The following is a 24246-nucleotide window of genomic DNA, read 5'->3' as shown; positions in this document are numbered from 1 at the left end:
TGTGTGGATAAATTACCCCGCATCGCGGTCACGGCAGGCGAGCCAGCCGGCATTGGTATAGACCTATGCGTCATGCTGGCAAGTCAGCCTCTATCTACCAGGCTGGTAGTCATCGCTGATCAGAACGTACTACTTGAACGTGCCCGGGCATTGCAGCTACCGCTACAGCTCCATACTTACGATGCGACCGATTGGCAGGAACATGACGGACAACACCACCTCACTGTGCTGCACCTACCCTGCCCCGCTCCAGTGCTGGCAGGAGAGCTGAATCCAGATAACAGCACCTATGTGTTGCAGACACTGGAACGTGCCATTGATGGATGCATGCAGTCCGAATTTGATGCCATGGTAACTGCCCCGGTTCATAAAGGTGTCATCAATGATGCCGGGATTGCCTTCACCGGACATACCGAATTCCTTGCAGAACGTACTGCCACCCCGCAAGTCGTCATGATGCTGGTTGGCGGCTCGCTGCGTGTAGCACTCGCCACTACCCACCTGCCATTGGCGGAAGTCAGCAAGGCCATTACTCAGGATAGCCTGGAAACCACGATCCGTATTCTCCATCAAGACCTGGTGCAGAAATTTGGCATTGCACAGCCACGCATTCTCGTCACTGGCTTGAACCCTCACGCAGGCGAGGGTGGCCACCTGGGAATGGAAGAAATCACAACAATCACACCCGTGCTTGAGCGCCTGCGTCAGGAAGGCATGCAGCTCGCAGGCCCGCTACCTGCGGACACCTTGTTCACCCAGCACAACCTGGCTCAGGGAGATTGTGTGCTGGCCATGTATCACGACCAGGGCCTGCCCGTGCTCAAGCATGCCAGCTTTGGCTCAGGGGTCAATGTCACGCTGGGCCTACCCATGATCCGTACTTCAGTTGACCATGGCACAGCACTGGATCTCGCAGGCAAAGGGAATATTGAAACAGGTAGCCTGCTCAGCGCCATTCAATTAGCCATCACACTCGCCCACCATCGCAAGCCGGTAGAATGAAACATATTGCAAAAAAACGTTTTGGTCAGAACTTCCTGACTGATCGCGCCATCATCCATAGCCTGATAGAAGCCATTGCACCGCAGTCTCAGGATTGCATGGTAGAAATCGGCCCCGGCCTGGGCGCAATGACCAAGCCCCTGCTTGAACGCTTGCAGCATCTACATGTCGTGGAAATTGACCGCGACATCATAGACTGGATGCAGGGCCACTATCCGCAGGACAAGCTCACCATCCACGCCAGTGACGCACTCAAATTTGATTTTGGCAGCATCAGTGAACGTCTGCGCGTCGTCGGCAACCTTCCTTACAATATTTCCACTCCCATCCTGTTCCATCTGCTGGAAAATGTTCCGCATATTATCGATATGCATTTCATGCTGCAGAAAGAAGTGGTGGAACGCATGGTGGCCGAACCTTCCAGCGCTGCCTATGGCCGACTTTCCGTCATGCTGCAATACCGGTTGCAAATGGAATACCTGCTGACCGTGCCGCCTGATGCGTTTGATCCTGCGCCCAAGGTGGAATCCGCTTTTGTCCGCGCCGTGCCTTATGCCACACTGCCCTACCCGGCCAAGGATGAAACTCTATTTGCCAAGGTCGTGACTGCCGCCTTCTCGCAACGACGGAAGACCTTGCGCAATACGCTTAAGGGATTACTCGATGATGCAGGCTTCAAAGCACTGGAAATCGACCCGCAACTACGCGCAGAAAACATTGCGCCCGCTGAATTTGTTGCCATTGCCAATTACCTGGCAGCATAAATCACGACTGAATATAATGACGGATTGAAAAAAGGAGACCACATGCGAGTCATACTATTAGGTGCGCCAGGTGCAGGCAAAGGCACCCAGGCTACATTTATCAAGGAACAATTCAACATTCCGCAAATTTCCACAGGCGATATGTTGCGTGCCGCAGTGAAGGCTGGTACCCAGCTGGGCCTGGAAGCAAAACGCTACATGGATTCTGGCGGACTGGTGCCTGATGACGTCATCATCGGCTTGGTCAAGGAACGTATCAAGGATGCGGATTGTCAGCAAGGATTCCTGTTCGATGGCTTTCCTCGCACAATTCCTCAAGCAGAAGCCATGAAGCAGGCTGGCGTAAATATCGACTATGTCGTTGAGATCGATGTACCAGACGAGGAAATCATCAAGCGCATGAGCGGACGACGTGCCCACCTGGCATCAGGCCGTACCTACCATGTGGTATTCAACCCGCCCAAGATTGCCGGCAAGGATGATGTGACGGGTGAAGACTTGGTTCAACGTGACGATGACAAGGAAGAAACCGTCGCCAAGCGGTTAGAGGTCTATCACAGCCAGACCAAGCCACTGGTGGATTACTACTCAGGCTGGGCCGCAGCCGGCGGCGAACATGCGCCCCGTTATGCCAAGATTTCCGGCCTTGGCGAAGTCAGCGAAATACGTCGCCTGGTATTGCAGGCCCTGGGCAAGTAATACCCTACTCATGCATAAAGCCGGACATTGATCCGGCTTTATGCGTTTTAGCCCGGTATCAATATCCTGCGCATACGGATTTCCACATTGCAAATCCATGTCGCTGCCCGGGGATTTTAGTGCAGCTTCAGGTATAATTTTCCTTTAATCTTTTTACAGACGCCTCACCCATCATGCAGCAGCAGTATCCATTTCGCGAAATCGAACAACAAGCGCAACAATTCTGGGAGACATCCCAGACATTTACCGCTACAGAGCAATCTGACAAGCCCAAGTACTATTGCCTGTCGATGTTCCCGTACCCATCCGGCCGCCTGCATATGGGACATGTCCGCAACTACACCATAGGCGATGTGTTGAGCCGTTTCCACCGCATGCGCGGCTATAACGTCATGCAACCGATGGGTTGGGACGCTTTCGGCCTGCCTGCGGAAAATGCTGCGATCAAGAACAATGTTGCGCCGGCCGGCTGGACATACAGCAATATCGACCACATGAAACAACAGCTCAAGAGCCTGGGGCTAGCTGTGGACTGGCAACGTGAGATTGCCACCTGCAAACCGGACTACTATCGCTGGGAGCAGTGGCTATTCACCGAACTCTATAAAAAAGGCCTGATCTACAAGAAAACAGCCACCGTCAACTGGGACCCGGTTGATCAGACTGTACTCGCCAATGAACAAGTGATTGATGGACGTGGCTGGCGCTCCGGCGCTCTTGTCGAAAAACGCGACATTCCACAATACTTCATGAAGATCACCGCCTACGCGGAAGAACTGCTGGCCGATCTGGACAAGTTGGAAGGCTGGCCGGAACAGGTCAAGACCATGCAACGTAACTGGATAGGCAAGAGCTATGGTTGTGAAGTGGAATTCCCACTGGCGTCAGGTGAAGGTACGCTCAAGGTTTACACCACCCGCCCGGACACACTCATGGGCGCGACGTATGTCGCCGTAGCTGCAGAACATGCGCTGGCCACGCAAGCAGCACAAAACAATCCTGAGCTGCAGGCGTTCATCGATGAATGCAAGCGCGGCAGTGTGGCCGAAGCCGATCTCGCAACTGCAGAGAAAAAGGGCATGGATTCCGGCCTGTTCGTTCTGCACCCCATCACTGGCGAGAAGCTACCAGTCTGGGTTGCCAACTACGTATTGATCAGCTACGGTGAAGGTGCGGTCATGGCCGTGCCAGCACACGATGAACGTGATTTCGAGTTTGCCAGCAAGTACAAGCTGCCAATCAAGGCTGTGATCAAACCAGCCCAGGCAGAATTGGAACTGCCCTTGCAGCAGGCCTACACTGAGCATGGCGTTCTGTTTGATTCCGGCGAATTTACTGGCCTCAACTTTATGCAGGCCAGCGATGCCATTGCCACTGCGTTGTCTGCCAAAAAGCTCGGCAAGAAACGTACGCAATACCGTCTGCGCGACTGGGGAATTTCCCGCCAGCGCTACTGGGGTTGCCCAATTCCTATTGTGCATTGTGCAAGTTGTGGCGAAGTACCTGTGCCTGCTGAACAGTTGCCTGTCGTATTGCCGGAAGATGTCGTCATGGATGGTGTCGGCTCACCAATCAAGAAAGACCCAGCTTTCTACGAAACCACTTGCCCAAGCTGTGGCGCGGCCGCTACACGCGAGACTGACACCATGGATACTTTTGTGGAGTCATCCTGGTATTTCGCTCGCTATGCCAGTTTCAACGCAGACAATGGCATGGTGGATGAACGTGCCAACTACTGGCTGCCGGTAGACCAGTATATCGGTGGTATCGAGCACGCCATCCTGCACTTGTTGTATGCCCGCTTCTTCAATAAATTGATGCGTGATGTTGGCCTGATCAAGCATGATGAACCTTTTGCCAACCTGCTGACACAAGGCATGGTGTTGAAGGATGGCAGCAAGATGTCGAAATCCAAAGGAAACACGGTTGATCCCCAGGAGTTGATTGACAATTACGGTGCCGATACTGCCCGCCTGTTCATGATGTTTGCAGCACCACCCGAGCAGAGTCTTGAATGGTCAGATGCTGGTGTCGAAGGTGCACATCGTTTCCTCAAGCGTGTATGGACCGCAGTCGCCACTCATGTCGAGTCTGGCGTGGTTGCAACATTCACCACAGGCGAGCTCGATGTTGAACTCAAGACATTCCGTCGCCAGTTGCACCAGTCCATAGAAAAAGTCAGCGATGATTACGGGCGCCGTCATGCGTTCAATACAGCAATTGCCGCCATCATGGAGCTGATGAACGCTTATGCCAGGCTCGAAGGTAATGATGCCACCACACGTGCCATCAGACAGGAGGCACTGGAAAATGTGGTATTGCTGCTCTCGCCCATTGTTCCGCATATCAGCCATGCACTCTGGCAGGAACTGCGGCCTGGCACACAGTTGCTGGAAGCACGCTGGCCTGTTGCCAACAAGGCCGCTATGGTACAGGATGAAATCGAGCTCATGCTGCAAGTCAATGGCAAATTGCGAGGCAGCATGACAGTAGCGCGCACTCTGGACAAGGCAGCTATCGAGGCACTCGCTGTGCAGCAGGAGAGCATCCAGAAATACCTGGCTGAAGGCAGCGTGCGTAAAATCATTGTCGTACCCAACAAACTCGTCAACATTGTCGTAGGATAATCTATGTATATGCGTGCCACTCGTTTGATCCTGCTTGCCATACTACTGGCGCTGACGGCCTGCGGCTTCAAGATGCGTGGCGTAGCAGACCTCAAGTTCAATACACTGTATATCCAGGGACCATCCATCTCCATTTCCAAGCAGCTGCGACGTACATTTACCTCCAATGGCGTCAAGATTGTCAATTCAGCTGACCAGGCTGAACTACTGCTTGAAATCATGAGTGAATCCCAGGAGCAGCGCATTCTGTCCTTGAGTGGCAAAGGTCTGGTACGCGAGTACGAACTGTTCTATACCATCAATTTCCGCACCCGCGATCCATCCAGTGACACTTGGAATGATGTACAAACTGTCCAGGGACGACGCGACATCACCTATAACGACTCCCAATTACTGGCAAAACAATTGGAACAGGAGCGCCTGTACGACAGCATGAAGGAAGATGCTGTTCGTGAATTGGTACGCCGTCTCATGGTGCTCAAGCCTGCGAAGAACAAACCTCGGGCAGCAGACCTGCGCGCGCCAGGTGATACTGAAGAATGAGACTCAGGCCGCAGGAGCTTGAGCGGCACCTCTCCCAGACCCTGGCGCCACTATATGTACTCATGGGGGATGAGCCGCTTGCCCAGCGTGAAAGCCTGGATGCCATTCGTGCCGCGGCACGCGCTGCTGGCCACGATGAGCGTACTCGCCTTACCGTAGAGCGCCATTTCAACTGGCAACAAATTACTGCGTTCGGCCAGTCCATTTCCCTGTTTGCCAGTCGCCGTATTCTGGAAATTAACATTCCATCCGGCAAGCCCGGTGTTGATGGCAGTAAAGCCCTACTCGCCCTGGCTGAGCAGCCCATTCCGGATACTGTCACTATCGTCATCCTGCCCAAACTGGAGCGCGATGCCAAGAACAGTGCCTGGTTTGCCGCGCTGGAAAACCATGGCATCTCCCTGACATTGAGTGAAATAACCCCTGCGGCACTGCCGCAATGGATTGCTACGCGCCTGGCACAACAAGGCCAGCATACAGACAAGGAAACTCTGGAGTTTATTGCTCACCAGGTAGAAGGTAACTTGTTGGCTGCCCACCAGGAAATCCAGAAACTGGGCCTGCTTTATGCCGAAGGAACACTAGATGGCAACAATGTGCGCGAAGCAGTCTTGAACGTTTCGCGCTATGATGCTTTCCAGCTAGGGGATGCTGTGTTGAGCGGCGACACAGAACATGCTGTGCGCATTCTGCATGGCCTGAGAGATGAAGGTGCCCAACCCGTTGCCATCATGAGCGCCCTGGCTTGGGTATTACGTGGTCTGGTCAAGGTAAAATATGCTGAAACCCAGGGTAGCAACCTCAACAGCGCCATGCAACAGGCCAGGATTTACGGTGATCGGCAAAATCTGGTAAAACGTGCGCTCAATCGCTTGAGTATGCGTCATCTCGAGGCAGCGCTACAGAAACTGGCTGAAATCGACAAGGCTGCCAAAGGGCTGTTAAACCAGGATCCATGGCTGGAAATCTCGCGCCTGTGCTTCGGGCTCGCGCGTCTAGGTAACAGGAAGTAGGAGCGAATGGAAGACATCAAACACTATATGCAACAGCTCGGCATTGAAGCCAGATCGGCTTCACGTGCCATGGCACGTGCCAGCACGGAAACAAAAAACCAGGCATTGAAAGCCATTGCCAGTGCCATTCGCCGTGAACGCGCCACCTTGCTGGCAGCCAATGCCACGGATCTGGAAGTTGCACGTAGCAATGGGCTGGAGCCTGCAATGCTGGATCGCCTGGTGCTCAGCGAAAAAGGTATTGCGACCATGGCAGAAGGCCTGGAGCAGATTGCCAGCCTGCCAGACCCCATCGGCGAAATGTCTGATTTCAAGTACCGCCCATCCGGCATCCAGATCGGCAAGATGCGCGTGCCTCTGGGCGTGATCGGCATCATCTACGAGGCCCGCCCCAATGTCACTGTGGATGCCGCCGGTCTCTGCATCAAGTCCGGCAATGCCGCCATCCTGCGCGGAGGTTCCGAAGCCATCCAGTGCAACCAAGCCCTGGCCGCCATCGTGCATGAGGGCCTGACCGCCGCAGGCCTGCCCACCAGCGCAGTGCAAGTTGTTGCCACCACGGATCGTGCTGCTGTCGGTGAGCTCATCACCATGAAGGATTACGTCGATGTCATCGTGCCGCGTGGCGGCAAAGGTCTGATTGAGCGTATTTCCAACGAAGCGCGCATCCCGGTCATCAAACACCTGGATGGCAATTGCCATGTCTATGTTGACGAAAGCGCCGATCTAGACAAAGCATTGCGCATTCTCGAGAACTCCAAGACCCAGCGCCTGGGTACTTGCAACACGGCAGAATCCCTATTGGTGGCGCGTAGTATTGCGCAACAAGCCCTGCCGTCACTTGCCGCCATGCTGGCCAGCAAGGGCGTGGAAATCCGCGGCTGCAATGAAACTCGCGCGCTGGTACCCGAGGCCAAGCCAGCCACGGACGAAGATTACTACACAGAGTACCTTGCCGCGATTATCTCCGTGAAAGTAGTAGCGGATGTGGATGAAGCCATCAGCCACATCAACCAATATTCCTCACAGCACACCGAAGCCATCGTCACTGAGAACTACACCCGTGCACGCCAGTTCCTACGCGAGGTGGATTCCAGCAGCGTCATGGTCAACGCCTCGACCCGCTTTGCCGATGGCTTTGAATACGGCCTGGGAGCCGAGATTGGCATTTCCACCGATAAGCTGCATGCTCGTGGCCCGGTTGGCCTTGAAGGCCTGACCAGCCTTAAGTACATCGTGCTCGGCGATGGAGAAATCAGGGCCTGATGCCCTCCTACCTGCACTTCACCAGCATGACACTGGGCGATAAGTCTGCCCGGTCCCTATCGCGCATCGGCATCATGGGCGGCACCTTCGACCCCATTCACTTCGGCCACCTGCGCATGGCGCAGGAACTGGCCACAGTGCTGGATCTGGCAGAGGTCCGCTTCATTCCTTCCGCCACTCCACCTCACCGTGACCAGCCCATTACCTCCGCCAGGCAACGTGCAGAAATGGTGACCCTCGCCATTGCCGACAACCCTGTATTCAAGCTGGACACTCGCGAACTGGAACGTGAAGGCTATTCCTACACCATAGACACCCTGCAATCCCTGCATGAAGAACTGCAGGGTCAAGCAAGGCTCTATCTGCTCATGGGCCTGGATGCTTTTGTCGGGATCGCCAGCTGGCACCGCTGGCAGGAATTATTGCAGCTCACGCATATTGTCGTTGCGACGCGGCCAGGGGCAACATTACCTGCGGGAAACCCGATACTGGATGAGTTTCTGCAAACCCACCAGGTTTCAAGCCTGCAGCAACTGCATGCTCAAGCCCAGAATGGCATATATATGCACGGCATCACTGCGCTGGATATATCTGCAACACATATCCGTCACCAGCTGCATACTGGTCAATCCCCACGCTACCAACTCCCGCAGTGTGTACTTGCTTACATTGAGCAATATAGCCTTTATCGCTGACGCCACCCGATAGTTCGGGAATAAGTTTCTATTACTTGATCCGGATTGTAGTGCCTACCTTGACCAAGGTCAGGAACTCATCCATTTCACGATTGGTGATGGCGATGCAGCCATTAGTCCAATCAAATTTCTGCGTGACAGGTGCAAGCCAACCGAAGCCATTTCTCTGTCCGTGCACCATGATGAATCCACCCGGAGACACACCCAGTCTTCTGGCGTTAGCGACATCTGCATCATTTGGGTAATTGACATGCATGGATTTGTAGAACAATGAATCCAGTTTCACATAGTCAAGCGTATATACACCTTCTGGAGTACGCTCATCCCCTTCTTGCACTTTGTGACCTTGCGGATTACTACCCAGTGCAATCCGGTATTCTTTCACCACCTGGTTTCCATCCATCAACATCATTTTCCTGGCAGCCTTATCAACTTTGACCAGGTCAACTTCAGCAAATGCTGACGTGGAAGCCCACAGGCATAGCAGCAACAGAATTTTCATGGCGTGATATCCAAGATCAGTCATTAAAACGCGATCACTCCAGTCATCTCGCACTGTCCACCCCAAGGTACAAATCCAAGATACTCTCCCGGCATACGCTGCCGCAAGGTTTGCAGGTTCTCTTCCAGCATGGCCATCCCGGGATCAACCTGGTTTGCCACCCAGCCTGCCAAAGTCAGGCCATGTTGCTGGATTGCCTTGGCGGTAAGCAACGCATGATTGATACAGCCCAGGCGCATACCGACCACCAGGATGATCGATAGGCCAAGCCTGGTAGCAAGGTCAGCCATATCATACTGCTCATCCAGCGGCACATAGAAACCACCTGCGCCCTCGACAATCACGACATCCGCCTCGGTCTGCAGGCGCTTGAAAGCTGCCACAATATGATCAAGGTCAATCGACACACCAGCCTGCCTGGCTGCGATATGCGGTGCAATGGCAGGCTCGAAGGTATAGGGATTGATATCAGATAATGGTAGGTTGATATTGCTGGCAGCCAACAGTTGGGTGACATCTTCAGAGACCAGCTGCCCATCGAGACGATCGCACCCGGAGGCAACTGGTTTCATACCCACGCTGCGCAAGCCCTGCCGGGCAAACTGGCGTACCAGCATGCTGCTGATAAAGGTCTTGCCCACACCAGTATCAGTGCCGGTGACAAAATAGGCATGGTGCCGGTTTGTATTCATCGTGGCTTCCGTGGATGCAACGTCACGGTGGAAAGTCCAGCCTGCTTGGATTGCAGTTTCCACGCATGGCCATAGACAACTTCATAGGTTGCCGGCAATTTTCCCTCATGGCGAAATTGTTCATAGGCGTCGGTCAGGCGCTGAAGAAAGCCACGCCCCAAAAGCCCACGGGCACGCCCTGTTGCAGCATTATTGGCACCGATTGCCTTGAGGTCGCGCATGACAGCCATGACATCATCATACGTCAGCACAAAGCGTTCAACATCCAGTACCGGATCAGAAAAACCAGCACGTACCAATGCATCCCCAATATCGTGCATATCAATGAACCTGCTGACATGCACGTGATCTCCGCCGGACGCTGCACGCAACTCCTTGAGTGTATCAGGCCCAAACGTGCTGAACATCAGCAGGCCTTCTGGCCGCAACACGCGCGCCATGCCGGCAAAAGCACTGTCGAGATCATTGCACCACTGAATGGCCACGTTCGACCAGATCAAGTCCACACTGGCATCCCGCAATGGCAGTTGTTCAATATCCGCACACAGCGCAGCAGGACGCTTCTGCCCCAACATCGGCAATACACGCTTGATCCAGGGATAGTGCGCCAGGGTCTGCTGCAACATGCCCATGGCAATGTCCAGTGAAATGACATCGCTGTCGGCGTAACGCTTGCCCAATGCCACAGTGGCATGCCCTGTGCCACAGCCCGCATCTAGGATAACGCGCGGCGCGATCTTGACCAGCTCCAGGCGCTCCAGCATACGCTCCCGCACTTCACGCTGCAGGATTGCGGCAGCATCATAACTACCCGCAGCCCGGTCGAAAGATGCGCGCACCCTGGCCTTGTCAATCAAATACTCGTCACTCATTGCGATATGTCTGTTACGGATTCAAGAAAGTCACGCACACTCTCGATAAACTGTGCAGTATGCGACAGGAAGGGAGCATGACCTGCCCCGGAGATGACTCTAAGTCTTGCATGTGGCAAGTGCTGTACCAGCCAGTTCGCTGCCTGCACGGGAGCCAGGGTGTCACGATCACCATGAATCAGCAGCACCGGCTGCTGCAGTCCGGGCAGATCCGAACGCAGGTCATTCTGCAGCAATACATTGAGCGCCGATTCAAGCGCCAATGGTGAGGGTACCGGACGTCCAGCCAGCGCCTGGCGCAATTGCTTGATGGTGGAGCGCGCATCATTGGCTCCCATGCATTGCAAAGTCAGGAACTTGATCAGCGTAGCAGCGTAATCCGCGCCTACTTGTTGCGCGAATTTCTGGAACACGGCAGCTGCCATACCATACTGCCAAGGTTGAGGATCATCAGGCGCAGTATTGACAAAGCGGGGCGTACTGCCCACCAGCACGAGTTTTTCCACCAGCGCAGGATGCTGCATTGCCAGGCGCTGGGCAACCAGGCCACCCAGCGACCAACCCAGCACATTGGCACGTTGCGGCAGGACAGGCAAGAGCGCAGCCACCATATCATCTAGGTTTTCCGCCGCCATGTCATGGCTCAGGCCCATGCCGGGCAAATCCACAATATGCAACTCAAAAGACTGGGATAATTTTTTTACCAGCGGCTGCCACACGCCACCATGCATGCCCCACCCATGAATCAGGACCAGTGGCTGCCCCTTACCAATGATGTCCTGGTGAATCGTACTCATACTGCCTCCAGCCTGTGTAATACAGCCATCAATTGTTGAATATCTGCAGAGCAATGGGCCGCGGACAAGGAAACTCTCAAGCGAGCGGTGCCCTTGGGCACAGTGGGTGGCCGGATGGCTGGCACAAGGATACCTGACTTAAGTAAGCACTTACTAATATGCAACGCATCATCATTGCTGCCAATGATGATGGGCTGGATGGCAGTATCCGATGTCATTAATTGCCAGCGCCGCAACTGGCAGGATTGTCTGAATTCATGGATCATTGCGTGCAAATGCGCTCGCCGGGCATCATCCTGCTGGATCAATTGCACTCCTGCCATGGCTGCCGCAGCGACAGGTGCGGGGCTTGCCGTTGTATAGATATAAGGTCGTGCTGTCTGCATCAGGTAATCGGTCACGGTTTTTGGCCCGGCCACGAATGCGCCTGCAGCGCCGGCAGCCTTGCCCAGTGTCGCCATATAGATGATGCGCGGGGAATCAATGGCAAAATGTTCCAGCACCCCGCGCCCTGTCTTCCCCAATACACCGAACCCATGTGCATCATCCAGCATCAGGTAGGCATCGTATCGCTCGCACAGTCGTAATAATTCCGGCACTGGTGCCAGATCGCCATCCATGCTGAACACAGCATCTGCCACTACCAGTTTCCGCCGCGCCGTGCTGTGTGCCAGCATGCGTTCAAGACTTGCCAGGTCATTGTGGGCATAACGCTTGAGCTCAGCACGCGACAGCAATGCCGCGTCGTTGAGGGAAGCATGGTTGAGCTTGTCGGCGAAGATGGCATCCTCACGCTCGCACAATGCAGTGATAATGCCCAGATTCGCCATGTAACCCGTAGTGAACAACAGGATGCCAGGCATACGCATGAAGGCCTGCAAGGTATGCTCCAATGCCTCATGGGCATCCTGGTGCCCTGTCACCAGATGCGACGCGCCTGTCCCTGCCCCGGCAACAGCGGCGCTTTGCTGCATGGCAGAGATCAGAGCAGGATGCGCCGCCAGCCCGAGGTAATCATTGCTGCAGAATGAAAGTAAACGCTTACCATCAACCTCAACATGCACGCCCTGCATTCCATGTAGCACACGACGCTGGCGTAGCAAGCCGAGAGTCGCACGTTCAGCGAGCTCAGCCTGCAATGCATTCAGCAATGGAGCGGCTACTTCTGCCGGGTGAGATTCCAGCATGGAGGACATCTGGGTTTAAAGTGGATGGATGCCGAGCTTGTCAAACAGCTTGCGGTCAGTCTCAGCCTCAGGATTATCCGTGGTCAGCAACTTCTCACCGTAGAAAATCGAATTGGCGCCAGCCAGGAAACACAATGCCTGAATACCTTCATGCATGCTCTGGCGTCCGGCGGAAAGACGAACAAAGCTTTGCGGCATCGTGATACGCGCCGCCGCAATTGTACGCACGAACTCGAACGGGTCCAGCTCATCCATGCCATACATAGGCGTGCCCTCCACCTGGGTCAGCAGGTTGATCGGCACACTTTCAGGCGGGCGCTCCATATTGGCAAGCTGGGCCAGCAGGCCAGCACGTTGCACGCGGGACTCACCCATGCCGATAATGCCGCCACAACATACATTGATATCCTGCTCACGCACACGCTCCAGCGTATCCAGCCTGTCCTGATATGTCCGGGTTGTAATCACGTCACCATAATATTCAGGCGCCGTATCCAGGTTATGGTTGTAATAATCAAGACCAGCTTCCTTCAACTGCTCTGCCTGGCCGTCCTTCAGCATTCCCAGCGTGGCACAGGTTTCCAGACCCATGGCTTTCACTTCCTGGATCATCTTCAACACAGGCTCGAGATCACGCTGCTTGGGACTACGCCAGGCAGCACCCATACAGAAACGACTGGCCCCATTCTCCTTGGCAGCACGCGCTGCAGCCAGCACTTCCTCCAGCTGCATCAAATCCTGTTTTTCCACGTCAGTATGGTAACGCGCAGCCTGCGGGCAATAGCCACAGTCCTCGGAACAGCCGCCGGTCTTGATCGACAGTAATGTACTCACCTGCACGCCATTCGGGTCGAAATTCTCACGGTGTATGGACTGGGCGCGGTGCATCAAATCAGCAAAGGGCAACTCGAACAATGCCACAATATCGTCTACTTGCCAGCGCTTGGGCGCTTCTGTGCGCAGCTGCACTTTGATACGTTCCGCATTATCCAGCCCGCGTATATCGATCACTGACTCTTGCATGGTGGTGTTGCTCCTCTCTACTATTCTGTTTCAACCGTTAAATCCTGCCACGGCTCTTTCTTGGCACGCAGGATGTCACGAATTCCCAAAGGTACAATGATCAGTACACTGATACCCCAGATAATCAGGGCAAGATTCAACGCCCCGCCCACCCAACCAGCCAGGTTGGAGCTGAAATTAAGCAGCACGACCCATGTCCCGAGTAACCCGTAGAAGCGATATCCTGCCGGCACCAGATACTGACAGACACGATTGCACGGATGATGGGCAATGGAGCAATAGGCAAAAATGGAAGCAGCAATCCAGAAAGGAATCAATACCGGCACAATGACGGCAAGACTGGAAAAGAAAGGAAAACTTTGCGCTGCCCGCATCTGCTGCTTGGCTGTGATTACTTTGGTAGCCATGAGATGAAAATGGAATTCAAAAAAGCGGATTATAACTTGTCAAACCCGATGACAACAATCAATTTACATATGATTAAAAATTAATCACAACATAATTCAGATAAAAACCTCCAGACACTGACCCGGCAATACGCTGCAATATCCATATACATCTATATAGATTGAATCTCCTGCACCCAGCTATGGCATGTCGAGCCTCTTACCGAGCGACATATCATGTGATGGGGAAACAACCAGGCCATACTACTTGCGGCCCTGCAATCAAAACACTAACACCGACATCCGGAATATGGACGCCACATTCTTAACATCATTTATTTTCATCTTAATTCCAATTAAATTTCATTATTATTGATGTAATGAATTCTTCATAATGAATACCGTTGTAGTTTCATGGAAGATGTTATGAGCCCGGTTCCCGCTATCTGTACCATTAGTGCACAATCGCAGAAAAGATGTGCCCAGATGTTCAACCTGGGCTCCATCATTGCCATCACCCTGATGCCTGCGTTCCCGATCCTGTTCATCTGGATTGGTATCTCCATTTTTGTGTACTCCGCCAATATTCAGCACCCATGCCCGCAGGTCAGGAAATATACACAATATGCCGGTTATCGCTTTTACGGCATCTCCGGTTGCCTGCTTGCCTCCATGATTTTTGCCGGGGTACTGATCCCGCTTGTAGGAGATGCATGGCACTTGGTGCTGATACTCTGGGCGATTGCATTTACCGTCGTCGTCCCGGCCGGTTTGTCATCATTGATCAAGGCCCACAAGGAATCATGGCACGACATGACAGTGGAACAACCCTGAAACTTGTCCAGGCTTTCTGCTCGCTCCGATCAGCGAACTCCTCTACAACACGTTAGAATCATCATTTCCATCACCTGATTGGGATAACGTGATGCTGACCAGCATTCTGGACTTGGCATTTCCCCAGCCTTGCCTGCTTTGCGCCGGCCCGGATAGCGGAAGGCCTGGCATTTGCCAACCCTGCCTACAGGACTTGCCGTGGCATCTTCACGATACCTGCCCGCAGTGCGCCTTGCCCAGCCAGCATAATCTCCTGTGCGGGCAGTGCATCAGCCTTGCTCCGGCTTTTGATGCGACATTCAGCCTGTTCCGCTACCAGTTTCCACTCTCCGGGCTGCTGCAACAATTCAAATACAGGCAGCTGCTGTCCCTTGCCCATACCATGGGCAACTTACTTGTCGAGCATGTACCACATATACCGGTCGCCGATTGCATCATTCCCATGCCATTACATCAGGAGCGCCTGCAGGAGCGCGGCTTCAACCAATCCATGGAAATTGCCAAGGTGGTCAGTGCGCGCTTGCATATCCCGGTTGATTTCCGCACCTGCAAGCGTATCAGGCCTACACCACCGCAAGCCAGCCTGCCATACAAACAGCGTCTCCGTAATATGCAAGGGGCTTTTGAATGCCTGACAACCTTACAGGATATGAATGTGATCCTGATTGACGATGTCATGACCACGGGAGCCAGCCTTAATGCCTTGGCAAAAACTGTCAAGGCGGCAGGCGCCAAACATGTAGAATGCTGGGTGATCGCCCGCACATTTTCCCCGTAAACAACCGTTATGTTTGAAATTGTTCTCTACCAGCCGGAAATCCCCCCGAACACCGGCAATATCATTCGACTGTGCGCCAATAGCGGAACACGCTTGCACCTGGTCAGGCCGCTGGGTTTCAATCTAGAAGACAAGCAGCTGAAACGCGCCGGGCTGGATTACCATGAATATGCCAGCCTTGTTGTTCACGACGACTGGGCAGCCTGCAAGCAAGCGCTTGCCGGGCGCAGGATGTTCGCCCTGACAACTAAGGGCAGTACGCGTCACAGCAACATCCAGTTCCTGCCTGGCGATGTCTTTGTATTTGGCCCGGAAACTCGTGGACTACCTGAAGACATTCGTGCTGAATTCAGCCCAGAGCACCGCGTCAGGCTGCCCATGATGCCGGAAAGTCGCAGCCTCAACCTCTCAAATTCAGCCGCTATCCTGCTATATGAAGCCTGGCGTCAGCATGATTTTCCAGGCGCACTTTAAACCGCTGGTGCCTGACAATTCCATAGTAAAAAAACAAAAAGCACCGAATCGGTGCTTTTTGATATTCCAGGTGAGTCCGCTCTTATAGGGATTCTGACTTCTGCTCGCGATTAAGCAGGTTCTCCATAGCCTGTCTCGGCGAACGCCCATGTGAAAGTACCTGATCAACCTCTTGCGTAATCGGCATTTCCACACCAAGGGAATGAGCGCGCTTCATCACCTCACGTGCCGTATGCACTCCTTCAGCCACATGCCCCAAAGTCTTGAGAATTTCCTGCAATGTCTGACCATTGGCAAGACGCAAGCCGACTTCCCGATTGCGTGAATATTGCCCGGTACAGGTCAGAATAAGATCACCGGCACCTGTCAGCCCCATGAAGGTATCCTTGATACCTCCAAGCGCAACACCAAAGCGCGTGATCTCGGCCATACCACGGGTAATCAGGGCTGCCCGGGCATTATTGCCACACTGCATGCCATCACTGATACCGGCTGCAATAGCCAATACATTCTTGAGCGCACCGCCAACAGAAACACCAGTGACATCGGTGCTGGTATACACACGGAAATTACCTCCGTGCAACAAGGCACCAGCACGCGCAGCAAAAGCTGCATCATTGGCAGCCAGGGTCACCGCAGTAGGCAGACCACGCACCAGCTCTGCCGCAAAACTCGGCCCAGACAAGACACCCCAGTGGCGACTATCGCCCAACTCATCCTGCGCCACTTCATGCGGCAGTTTTGCAGTGGCTGCTTCCAGTCCTTTGGATGCCCAGACCACAGGCGCACTAGAACCCAGTCGCTTGATATCCTTCAAGGTATTGCGGAAGCCATTGGTCGGTACCACAGAGACAATCAGGTCAGCGCCTTCCAGCGCACGGCCAAGATCACCCTCCACCACCAATTGGTCACCAAAGGTAAAATCACCGAGATATTGTAGATTGGCACGTGTCACCTGCATATCCATGATATGCGCCTGGTTTCGCGTCCAGAGAGAGACTTGATGCTGGCGGCTGATTTGCAAGGCTAAAGCCGTACCCCAGGCGCCAGCACCTAAAACTGAAATTTTCATAGTGACACTATTTAACAAGCGACATCAAAATCCCCATAAGGATGAAGCCTGCACATAGCCGGTCATGCCATCACGGTGCTTGACCTTGACCCAACCATTCACGGGAGCTTCCAGCATATCAAACACCACATCCTTATCGGCCTTGCCCAGCACAGGAGCCGTTGCATCTGCTGCCTGGCGCACGTCTGCAGGCCCATTTCTCACCAACACGGTACGCTTGGCAGCAAGTTGCTTGGACTCAATCCAGTTGAGGCCTCCTTGTGCATCCCGCACCTTGAGCCAGTCTCCAAGATTGACAATAATCTCAACCGGATAATCCTGGCTGAGAATGAAAGTCTTCTTGCCCTGTGCAGAAGGCGCATCGTACATCACTGCCTTGGTGGCAGAAATCGAGCGAAACTCCACTGCTGACGCCATCACAGGCACCAGCAGCAGAAATGCTGCCGTCAACAGTACTTTAGTTGACTGTTGCACCATTTGCATTCGCCTGGTTCTGTTGTTGAGCATAAAGTGCCTCAAAATTGACAGGATTCAGCAATACAGGTGGGAAACCGGCGCGGGTAATGAGATCCGAGATAGTTTCACGTGCATACGGGAAAATGATGTTCGGGCAGGTAACGCCCAGAATGAACTCAACGTTTTCCTGAGGAATATTGCGAATCTGGAAAATACCAGCCTGGATCACTTCCACCAGGAATACAGTTTTTTCTTCTACCTTGGAAGTGACGGTCACAGTCAACGCCACTTCAAATACACCCTCTTCCAGCTGGGTAGCGGTATTACCCAGCTCGATACCAATTTGTGGTGTTTCAAGCTTGATAAAAATCTGCGGCGCATTAGGGACTTCCAGTGAGAGATCCTTGACGTAAACTTTCTCAATCCCGAATGCTGGTTGTTGTTCTTGTGCTGCTGCCTGTTCTTCTGCCATTTCTCTTCCCTTGATATCGGGTTGCGCAATACGCGCCCCTGTTAAATTAAAAATATAGATAAGCGTTTCAAACTCAGTCCTGCCATTCTATCCGCTTCAGCCCAGGTTTTGTACTACAAAACCACGACACTATTTCGCCAGCAACGGATCCAGCTTGCCAGCCATATCAAGCGCACGCAGGTCATCAAATCCGCCCACATGCATATCGTCGATATAAATTTGTGGAACAGTACGCCTGCCGGTCTGTTCCATCATTTTCATCCTGAGCTCCGGCTCAAGATCAACACGTACCTTGTTTATCTGCTGCACGCCCTTGCTTAATAACAAGCGTTCGGCATTGATGCAATAAGGACAAGTACCGGTGGTATACATCAAAATATCTGCCATGCTCAACCTTTCACCAATGGCAATTTGGCATCTTGCCAGGCCTTGACGCCACCTTGCAACTGCCTCACCTGCTTGAATTCGCTCTTACTCAGAATAGAAGCTGCCTTGCTAGTGTGCGTTCCAGTTTCACCATACACCAGCACCGGCTTCTCCTTAAATCTGCTCAACTCCTTGAGGCGGTCCGGCAGCTGTGCCAATGGAATATGCTTGGCATCAGCGATATGCCCGGCATTGAATTCGGCATCATCTCGCACGTCCAGCACCACTGCGTGCGAGCGATTGATCAGCAACACTGCATCACTGGCACTGATATTGCCGCCAAAACCCCGCTTCATCGAAGTCAGTAACAACATGATGCCGGAACCGAAAGCAAGACCGATCCATAATGCGTTTTTTGCAATGAACTCCACAATCACCCCAAAGAAAATACTGGAAAGCCTGTATTGTACCCAACTTCCATAGACTCAACTGACACTGCTTTCCAGCTAAATGGAGCCAGAATGGCGGAATTCAAGCACTGCCGGCAAAAAACCAGGCACAAACCATTACCACCAGTCAAGACGCATGACTTAGCATAGGTTAAAATACCACTCTATTTCTTGAATTCACCGGAATCCTTACTGTAATGAACGTCACTCCTGCCTTACTCGTCATCCTTGATGGCTTCGGTTACCGCGAAAATAGCCGTGACAATGCAATTGCCCAGGCGAACACACCTAATCTCGACAGAATGTGGACAGAATACCCCCACACCCTGATCAACGCCTCCGAAACCTTTGTCGGATTGCCACGCGGACAGATGGGAAACTCAGAAGTTGGCCATCTCAATATTGGTGCTGGCCGTGTAGTTTTCCAGGATTTCGAACGTATCAATCGCGCCATTGCAAGCCGGGAGTTCTTCAGCAATCCGGTTTTACTAGAAGCAATATCAAAGGCAAAAGTAAATAACAAGGCCATCCATATTCTCGGCCTGGTGTCCGATGGTGGGGTACACAGCCATCAGGACCATATCCACGCGACCATTGAAATGGCTGTGAAAGCCGGTGTCGAGGATGTTTACGTTCACGCCTTCCTTGATGGACGTGACACACCGCCCATCAGTGCTGGACCTTATCTGGAAAAACTGGATCAAGCCTGCGCCCGTATCGGCGGCGGCAGGGTGGCTTCCATCTGTGGCCGTTTTTATGCCATGGACAGAGACAAGCGTTGGCCGCGAGTGGAATCCGCCTATAACCTGATTACTGATGGCAATGGCGAGTTTACTGCGGTCAGCTCACTTGCCGGCCTGGAGGCCGCCTATACCCGGAATGAGAAAGATGAATTCGTCCAGGCGACCGCCATTGTTCCTGAAGGCAGCACTCCGGTAACCATGGAAGATGGCGATGTCGTGATTTTCGTCAATTTCCGCTCCGATCGTGCGCGTCAACTGACACATGCCTTGCTGGATCCTGACTTTGATGGCTTCAACCGCCGTCGCCAGCCCAAACTGGCAGGTTTCTACACACTGACCTTGTATGACAAAGCCGAAACCCGCGCCACCCCGATTTTCTCCCCTGTGGAAATACGCAATACCTTTGGTGAATATGTCGCGCAGCACGGCCTGACCCAGTTGCGTATTGCCGAGACCGAGAAATACCCTCATGTCACCTTCTTCTTTAATGGTGGTGAAGAGCAAGTATTTAATGGCGAAGACCGCATCCTGATCCCGTCCCCAAAAGTTGCCACTTACGACCTGCAACCGGAAATGAGTGCTTTCGAACTCACGGACAAACTTGAAGCAGCCATCCTCAGTAAAAAGTACGATGCCATCATCTGTAACTATGCAAACTGCGATATGGTCGGCCACTCCGGTGACCTCAATGCATCAATCAAGGCAGTGGAAACCATAGATACCTGTCTTGCACGCGTAATTAAAGCCATGGAAAGCATAGGGGGGCAAGCCATCGTCACCGCCGATCACGGCAATGTCGAACAAATGCTGGATTATGAAAATAATCAACCACATACCCAGCACACCACCAACCAGGTGCCATTATTCTTTATCGGTAAGCCTGCAACATTGGCCGTACCCGGCAGCGGTTCATTAAGCGACCTTGCTCCATCCCTGCTCGCTATGATGGGATTGAAGCAGCCTGCCGAAATGACAGGCAAATCCCTGGTCACATTCACTGCGGAATAATCCATGTTGATGCGTCGCTGGTTTCACCTGCTGCTTGCAGGCAGCCTCACTGCCACACCTGCAGTATGGGCAGCCTCGAAAGATGATTCCAGGCAGCCCAAGGCTGCCCTGGATGAAATCCACCAGCGACTGGAGTCATTGAAAAAAGAACTGACCAGCTCTCAGGAGGAACACGCCGAAGCAGCGGATGCGCTCAAGAAAAGCGAAAAAGCTATCAGTGAGGCCAACCGCAAATTACATGATCTCCAGCAACAGCAGCAGGCAAACAACCAGACACTGGACGCGTTACAACAGCAGAAAACCGTTCACACCAATAATCTCAAGCAACAACAGGCATTATTGAACCAGCAGTTCTATCAGCAATATCTGTATGGCAAACCCAGCCAGGCACAAGTGCTATTGCAGCAGCAAGATCCCAATGCCATCACGCGGCAGTTGCATTATTTCGGCTATGTTTCCCACGCCCGCAAGGAGTTGATGGAGGCAGCATCGGCCAATATCATCAAGGTAGAAACCCTCAATGCCGCTACTGCCAAGACATTGCAAAAGCTGGACTCTCTCAAGGAACAACAGGAAAAAGAGCGCGCAGAACTGCAACAACAAAAGGGGGAGCGCGATAAACTCGTCAAACAGATTTCCAGCAAGATCAGCGCTCAACGCAATGAAATTGATAAATTGAAGCGAGACGAGCAACGCCTGACCCAATTGATGGAGAAACTGGCCAAGGCTGCGCGGGAAAAAGCAGCACGAGAAAAAGCCGCCCGGGAGAAGGCACAACGGGAAGCCGCAAAGAACAAAGCCAGGAACCAGGCATCCACCAGCCAACAAGCCTCTGACAGCAAGACGATTGCTCGTAACGATGCCCTGCCCAGCAATGCCTTCGATGGCAGCAACTTTTCATCACTCAAAGGCAAGCTCAACCTGCCGGTACGCGGGGTGGTCACCAACCGTTTTGGCAGCAGCCGCGCTGACACAGGCGTTTCATGGAAAGGCCTATTCATACGCGCCAGCGAAGGCAGTGAGGTCAAAGCAGTTGCCAGCGGCCAGGTGGTCTTTGCTGATTGGTTACGCGGCTTTGGCAATCTGATCATCATCGACCATGGCGGCGGCTATATGAGCTTGTACGGTAATAACCAGGCCGTATTGAAACAGGTTGGAGATAATGTCAAGGGTGGCGATACGGTAGCTGCCGTAGGCAACAGTGGCGGCAACGAACAGCACGGCGTTTACTTTGAGCTGCGTTACCAGAGCAAGCCTTTCGACCCCATGAGCTGGAGTGTAGTCAAATAGACAAGCTACGCTTACCTGCGTAGCACACTATTTCCTACCCCGGAACTGAGCGAGCGTATCGGCGCCTCAAGCGCCGATCAAATGCAGCAAAACTTTACGCGTATGTGCCATGCGTCTGTGCTCATAAAGAAAGACTCCCTGCCAGGTGCCAAGTGCCACTTTACCGTCCAGCACAGGAATGGATATGCTGGTTTGCGTCAATGCCGAACGTATATGCGCAGGCATGTCATCCACGCCTTCAGCCGTATGGATAAATAAAGGATCACCATCCGGCACCAATCGTGCGAAAAAACTTTCCATATCCACCAGCACGTCGGCATCATAATTCTCATTAATCAGGATGCTGGCTGAAGTGTGCTGTATGTAAAGCGTCAGCAGGCCTTCGCCAATGCCGGACAATGCCACCCATCGTGTCACGTCGGGCGTAATGTCGTATAAGCGTCGACCGTTGGTCTGTTTCACAATCTGGTGATGTTGCTGCTGCATATTGCCACTCCTTGAATCAATATGTTCCTTACAGCTTCCAGTATAAGGCTGTATCAGCCCCACTAAACACTTGCGATCTGGTTAATGCCGGATAGAATGGCAAAAAATCCTGTTGTCGTGCCCGACCCGAGCCCATTACATGCTACTCCGCCGTTTCCATTCTTCGCATACGTCACACCGCCGCTATCTTGCATTGCGTGAAGTGCAACTATTTTCCCACCTCAGTGACCATGATCTGGAAACACTGCATCATCTGCTGCATCAGCGCACCTACGTCCGTGACGAGATCATCTTTGATGCAAGCGAAGAAGGACAGGCGGTTTACTTCATCTTGTCGGGAACGATCCGTGTCTCCATCAATGGTGAGACTATCACGACTCTGGAGTCAGGACAGTTCTTCGGCGAACACGCCCTGCTGGAAAATGTGCCGCGCCATGCCCAGGTGCGCGCCGCGGAAAACTGCCTGATTGCGGTTCTATTCCGGGAAGACTTCCTTAACCTGGTCCATACCCATCCACAAGTCGCCGCCATCATCTCCCAGCATTGCAGCCTGCGCCAGACTCAGTACCCTCACCTTGCCAGCCAAACCGCGATTGATGATGCATCGGCAACGAACCTACACCAAGGTCCGGGCCCTATCGCCTGGGCAGGTATTATCACGACGACCTGCCTGCTATTGCTGATTTTCAAGAAAATACTCTGGCTTGTTGTCCCGTTCCTGCTCGCTCTGATCCTGTATTACCTGTTGGCCCCCTTGGAAAAGAAAATGGTGTCCACCGGGAGCAGCCGGGCATTCGCAGCCATCACGCTCAGCGGAGCATTCCTGCTGGTCACTGTCATTGCGCTATTGCTGGTTTACCCAAGGGTCGTTGCCAATGCCGCCACCTGGCAAGCAGGTTTCGCACATTACTCAGCAGGTGGGGCCAGGCTCGCAGAACAAATACTGGGTGACCTGCAATCTCAATTCAGCTTTCTGAAAAACTCCCATCTGGGCAGTAACGTATCCCAGCAGATTACCGATTTTTCCGAGCACTTTTCCGATAGATACCTGAGCAGGATATTAAGTGGATTGGCTGCATGGCTGCCCTCCTTGCTGCTGACACCAATCATCACCTTTTTTATGCTCAAGGATGGTGCCCAGTTCCGCAAAATGCTTGGTGCAGCTGTACCCAATGCTTTTTTCGAGAAAACCCTGTACCTGATTCATGCCGTGGATCAATCTGCGCGTCTGTATTTTGTCGGTCTCATGAAAATCACCGTCATCGACACGCTCCTGACCACCCTGGGTCTCTGGGCGCTGGGTATATCCTCACCATTGATACTGGGGCTGACAGTCGCGGTTCTCTGCTGGATACCCTACCTGGGCCCCGTACTGGGCTTTGCCATTGTGGCGCTGATTGCTTCCACCGACATGCCTGGCAATATCAATGTTATTTACAGCCTTGCCGCATTATTCATTGTCATCCGCATGCTGGACGACTTTTTCTTTCTTCCCGCCATTGTCGGACGCAGCCTGCGCATTCATCCACTACTGACCATCATGATGTTCCTGATTGGTGAAGCGATTGCTGGTGTGGCCGGATTGATGCTGGTCATCCCGATCCTGGGTATTGTGCGCATTCTGGGAGAGACGCTGGAAATCATCCTGAACGATACCCGCCTGCAGGCCAGGCATCGCTACTCAGAAAAACTACGTTGGCGTGCGGCCACACGTGATATAGAAAAATAGCCAAATTAAAAAGGGCTGGAA

General features: G+C 53.1%; 27 protein-coding genes. 14 read left to right on the top strand and 13 right to left on the bottom strand.

Features of this window, described 5'->3' with window-relative positions; all coding sequences use genetic code 11:
* Positions 1-3 precede the first annotated feature (3 nt).
* The 8 genes from pdxA to nadD all read left to right on the top strand — a co-directional run bounded on the left by pdxA (position 4) and on the right by nadD (position 8609).
* A complete protein-coding gene (gene pdxA, locus CHB59_RS01940; RefSeq protein WP_089374529.1) occupies positions 4-1002 on the top strand; it encodes a 4-hydroxythreonine-4-phosphate dehydrogenase PdxA in 999 nt (332 codons plus the stop codon).
* The gene (gene rsmA / locus CHB59_RS01935) at positions 999-1766 is read left to right on the top strand and encodes a 16S rRNA (adenine(1518)-N(6)/adenine(1519)-N(6))-dimethyltransferase RsmA (RefSeq protein ID WP_089374528.1); all 768 of its coding nucleotides are present in this window, start codon (positions 999-1001) and stop codon (positions 1764-1766) included. The genes pdxA and rsmA overlap by 4 nt, the downstream gene beginning before the upstream one ends.
* A 42-nt stretch (positions 1767-1808) precedes the next feature.
* Positions 1809-2465, top strand: a complete 657-nt coding sequence (adk, locus tag CHB59_RS01930) for an adenylate kinase (RefSeq protein ID WP_089374527.1) — start codon at positions 1809-1811, stop codon at positions 2463-2465.
* Positions 2466-2638: 173 nt separating this feature from the next.
* The gene (gene leuS / locus CHB59_RS01925; protein ID WP_089374526.1) at positions 2639-5092 is read left to right on the top strand and encodes a leucine--tRNA ligase; all 2454 of its coding nucleotides are present in this window, start codon (positions 2639-2641) and stop codon (positions 5090-5092) included.
* 9 nt (positions 5093-5101) lie between these two features.
* Positions 5102-5635, top strand: a complete 534-nt coding sequence (locus CHB59_RS01920; protein WP_245834998.1) for an LPS-assembly lipoprotein LptE — start codon at positions 5102-5104, stop codon at positions 5633-5635.
* The gene (holA, locus tag CHB59_RS01915; protein ID WP_089374524.1) at positions 5632-6648 is read left to right on the top strand and encodes a DNA polymerase III subunit delta; all 1017 of its coding nucleotides are present in this window, start codon (positions 5632-5634) and stop codon (positions 6646-6648) included. The genes CHB59_RS01920 and holA overlap by 4 nt, the downstream gene beginning before the upstream one ends.
* 6 nt (positions 6649-6654) lie before the next feature.
* Entirely contained in the window at positions 6655-7914 is a 1260-nt protein-coding gene (locus tag CHB59_RS01910; RefSeq protein WP_089374523.1) for a glutamate-5-semialdehyde dehydrogenase, read from the top strand.
* Positions 7914-8609 (top strand): nicotinate-nucleotide adenylyltransferase, encoded by a 696-nt coding sequence (gene nadD / locus CHB59_RS01905; RefSeq protein WP_089374522.1) that lies wholly within the window; start codon positions 7914-7916, stop codon positions 8607-8609. Before CHB59_RS01910 ends, nadD begins: the two co-directional genes overlap by 1 nt.
* 31 nt (positions 8610-8640) lie before the next feature.
* On the opposite strand, the gene CHB59_RS01900 is transcribed toward nadD, so the two are convergent.
* From CHB59_RS01900 to CHB59_RS01870, 7 genes are read right to left on the bottom strand one after another with little or no spacing between them, the layout of a single operon-like run.
* The gene (locus CHB59_RS01900) at positions 8641-9111 is read right to left on the bottom strand and encodes a L,D-transpeptidase family protein (RefSeq protein ID WP_089374616.1); all 471 of its coding nucleotides are present in this window, start codon (positions 9109-9111) and stop codon (positions 8641-8643) included.
* Between the two features lie 23 nt (positions 9112-9134).
* Positions 9135-9803 (bottom strand): dethiobiotin synthase, encoded by a 669-nt coding sequence (gene bioD, locus CHB59_RS01895; RefSeq protein ID WP_089374521.1) that lies wholly within the window; start codon positions 9801-9803, stop codon positions 9135-9137.
* Positions 9800-10675, bottom strand: coding sequence for a malonyl-ACP O-methyltransferase BioC (bioC, locus tag CHB59_RS01890; RefSeq protein ID WP_089374520.1), 876 nt, complete (start codon positions 10673-10675; stop codon positions 9800-9802). Before bioC ends, bioD begins: the two co-directional genes overlap by 4 nt.
* Positions 10672-11472: a pimeloyl-ACP methyl ester esterase BioH gene (gene bioH, locus CHB59_RS01885; RefSeq protein WP_089374519.1), complete on the bottom strand. Its 801-nt coding sequence runs from the start codon at positions 11470-11472 to the stop codon at positions 10672-10674. Before bioH ends, bioC begins: the two co-directional genes overlap by 4 nt.
* On the bottom strand, positions 11469-12668 hold the full coding sequence (gene bioF, locus CHB59_RS01880; protein ID WP_179212031.1) for an 8-amino-7-oxononanoate synthase: 1200 nt from the start codon (positions 12666-12668) through the stop codon (positions 11469-11471). Before bioF ends, bioH begins: the two co-directional genes overlap by 4 nt.
* Positions 12669-12674: 6 nt before the next feature.
* Positions 12675-13682 (bottom strand): biotin synthase BioB, encoded by a 1008-nt coding sequence (gene bioB / locus CHB59_RS01875; RefSeq protein WP_089374518.1) that lies wholly within the window; start codon positions 13680-13682, stop codon positions 12675-12677.
* Between the two features lie 20 nt (positions 13683-13702).
* Complete coding sequence (locus tag CHB59_RS01870) at positions 13703-14089, bottom strand: hypothetical protein (RefSeq protein WP_089374517.1); 387 nt, start codon at positions 14087-14089, stop codon at positions 13703-13705.
* 405 nt (positions 14090-14494) lie between these two features.
* On the opposite strand from CHB59_RS01870, the gene CHB59_RS01865 reads away from it, so the two are divergent.
* From CHB59_RS01865 to trmL, 3 genes are all read left to right on the top strand, one after another.
* A complete protein-coding gene (locus tag CHB59_RS01865) occupies positions 14495-14902 on the top strand; it encodes a hypothetical protein (RefSeq protein WP_089374516.1) in 408 nt (135 codons plus the stop codon).
* Between the two features lie 91 nt (positions 14903-14993).
* Complete coding sequence (locus CHB59_RS01860; protein WP_179212030.1) at positions 14994-15680, top strand: ComF family protein; 687 nt, start codon at positions 14994-14996, stop codon at positions 15678-15680.
* Between the two features lie 9 nt (positions 15681-15689).
* A complete protein-coding gene (gene trmL / locus CHB59_RS01855) occupies positions 15690-16154 on the top strand; it encodes a tRNA (uridine(34)/cytosine(34)/5-carboxymethylaminomethyluridine(34)-2'-O)-methyltransferase TrmL (protein ID WP_089374515.1) in 465 nt (154 codons plus the stop codon).
* 82 nt (positions 16155-16236) lie between these two features.
* Here the strand turns inward: trmL and CHB59_RS01850 are convergent, their stop codons facing one another.
* From CHB59_RS01850 to CHB59_RS01830, 5 genes are all read right to left on the bottom strand, one after another.
* Entirely contained in the window at positions 16237-17226 is a 990-nt protein-coding gene (locus CHB59_RS01850) for an NAD(P)H-dependent glycerol-3-phosphate dehydrogenase (RefSeq protein WP_089374514.1), read from the bottom strand.
* Positions 17227-17250: 24 nt separating this feature from the next.
* Entirely contained in the window at positions 17251-17703 is a 453-nt protein-coding gene (locus CHB59_RS01845; RefSeq protein WP_089374513.1) for an SH3 domain-containing protein, read from the bottom strand.
* Complete coding sequence (gene secB / locus CHB59_RS01840; RefSeq protein ID WP_089374512.1) at positions 17684-18154, bottom strand: protein-export chaperone SecB; 471 nt, start codon at positions 18152-18154, stop codon at positions 17684-17686. The genes CHB59_RS01845 and secB overlap by 20 nt, the downstream gene beginning before the upstream one ends.
* A 129-nt stretch (positions 18155-18283) precedes the next feature.
* Complete coding sequence (gene grxC, locus CHB59_RS01835; RefSeq protein WP_089374511.1) at positions 18284-18541, bottom strand: glutaredoxin 3; 258 nt, start codon at positions 18539-18541, stop codon at positions 18284-18286.
* 2 nt (positions 18542-18543) lie between these two features.
* Entirely contained in the window at positions 18544-18951 is a 408-nt protein-coding gene (locus CHB59_RS01830) for a rhodanese-like domain-containing protein (RefSeq protein ID WP_089374613.1), read from the bottom strand.
* 215 nt (positions 18952-19166) lie between these two features.
* On the opposite strand from CHB59_RS01830, the gene gpmI reads away from it, so the two are divergent.
* Together gpmI and CHB59_RS01820 are read left to right on the top strand one after the other, a co-directional pair.
* Positions 19167-20720, top strand: a complete 1554-nt coding sequence (gpmI, locus tag CHB59_RS01825; RefSeq protein ID WP_089374510.1) for a 2,3-bisphosphoglycerate-independent phosphoglycerate mutase — start codon at positions 19167-19169, stop codon at positions 20718-20720.
* A gap of 9 nt (positions 20721-20729) precedes the next feature.
* Entirely contained in the window at positions 20730-22010 is a 1281-nt protein-coding gene (locus tag CHB59_RS01820) for a murein hydrolase activator EnvC family protein (RefSeq protein ID WP_245834997.1), read from the top strand.
* 66 nt (positions 22011-22076) lie between these two features.
* Here CHB59_RS01820 and CHB59_RS01815 read toward each other — a convergent pair whose 3' ends face one another.
* On the bottom strand, positions 22077-22496 hold the full coding sequence (locus CHB59_RS01815; protein ID WP_089374508.1) for a secondary thiamine-phosphate synthase enzyme YjbQ: 420 nt from the start codon (positions 22494-22496) through the stop codon (positions 22077-22079).
* A gap of 139 nt (positions 22497-22635) precedes the next feature.
* On the opposite strand from CHB59_RS01815, the gene CHB59_RS01810 reads away from it, so the two are divergent.
* On the top strand, positions 22636-24225 hold the full coding sequence (locus CHB59_RS01810; RefSeq protein ID WP_089374507.1) for an AI-2E family transporter: 1590 nt from the start codon (positions 22636-22638) through the stop codon (positions 24223-24225).
* Positions 24226-24246 lie beyond the last annotated feature (21 nt).

Origin of the sequence: Methylobacillus rhizosphaerae, assembly GCF_900187985.1 — a bacterium.
GTDB lineage: Bacteria > Pseudomonadota > Gammaproteobacteria > Burkholderiales > Methylophilaceae > Methylobacillus > Methylobacillus rhizosphaerae.
The sequence above is the reverse complement of the archived record's forward strand: the minus strand, read 5'-3'. Positions and strand labels throughout refer to the sequence as shown.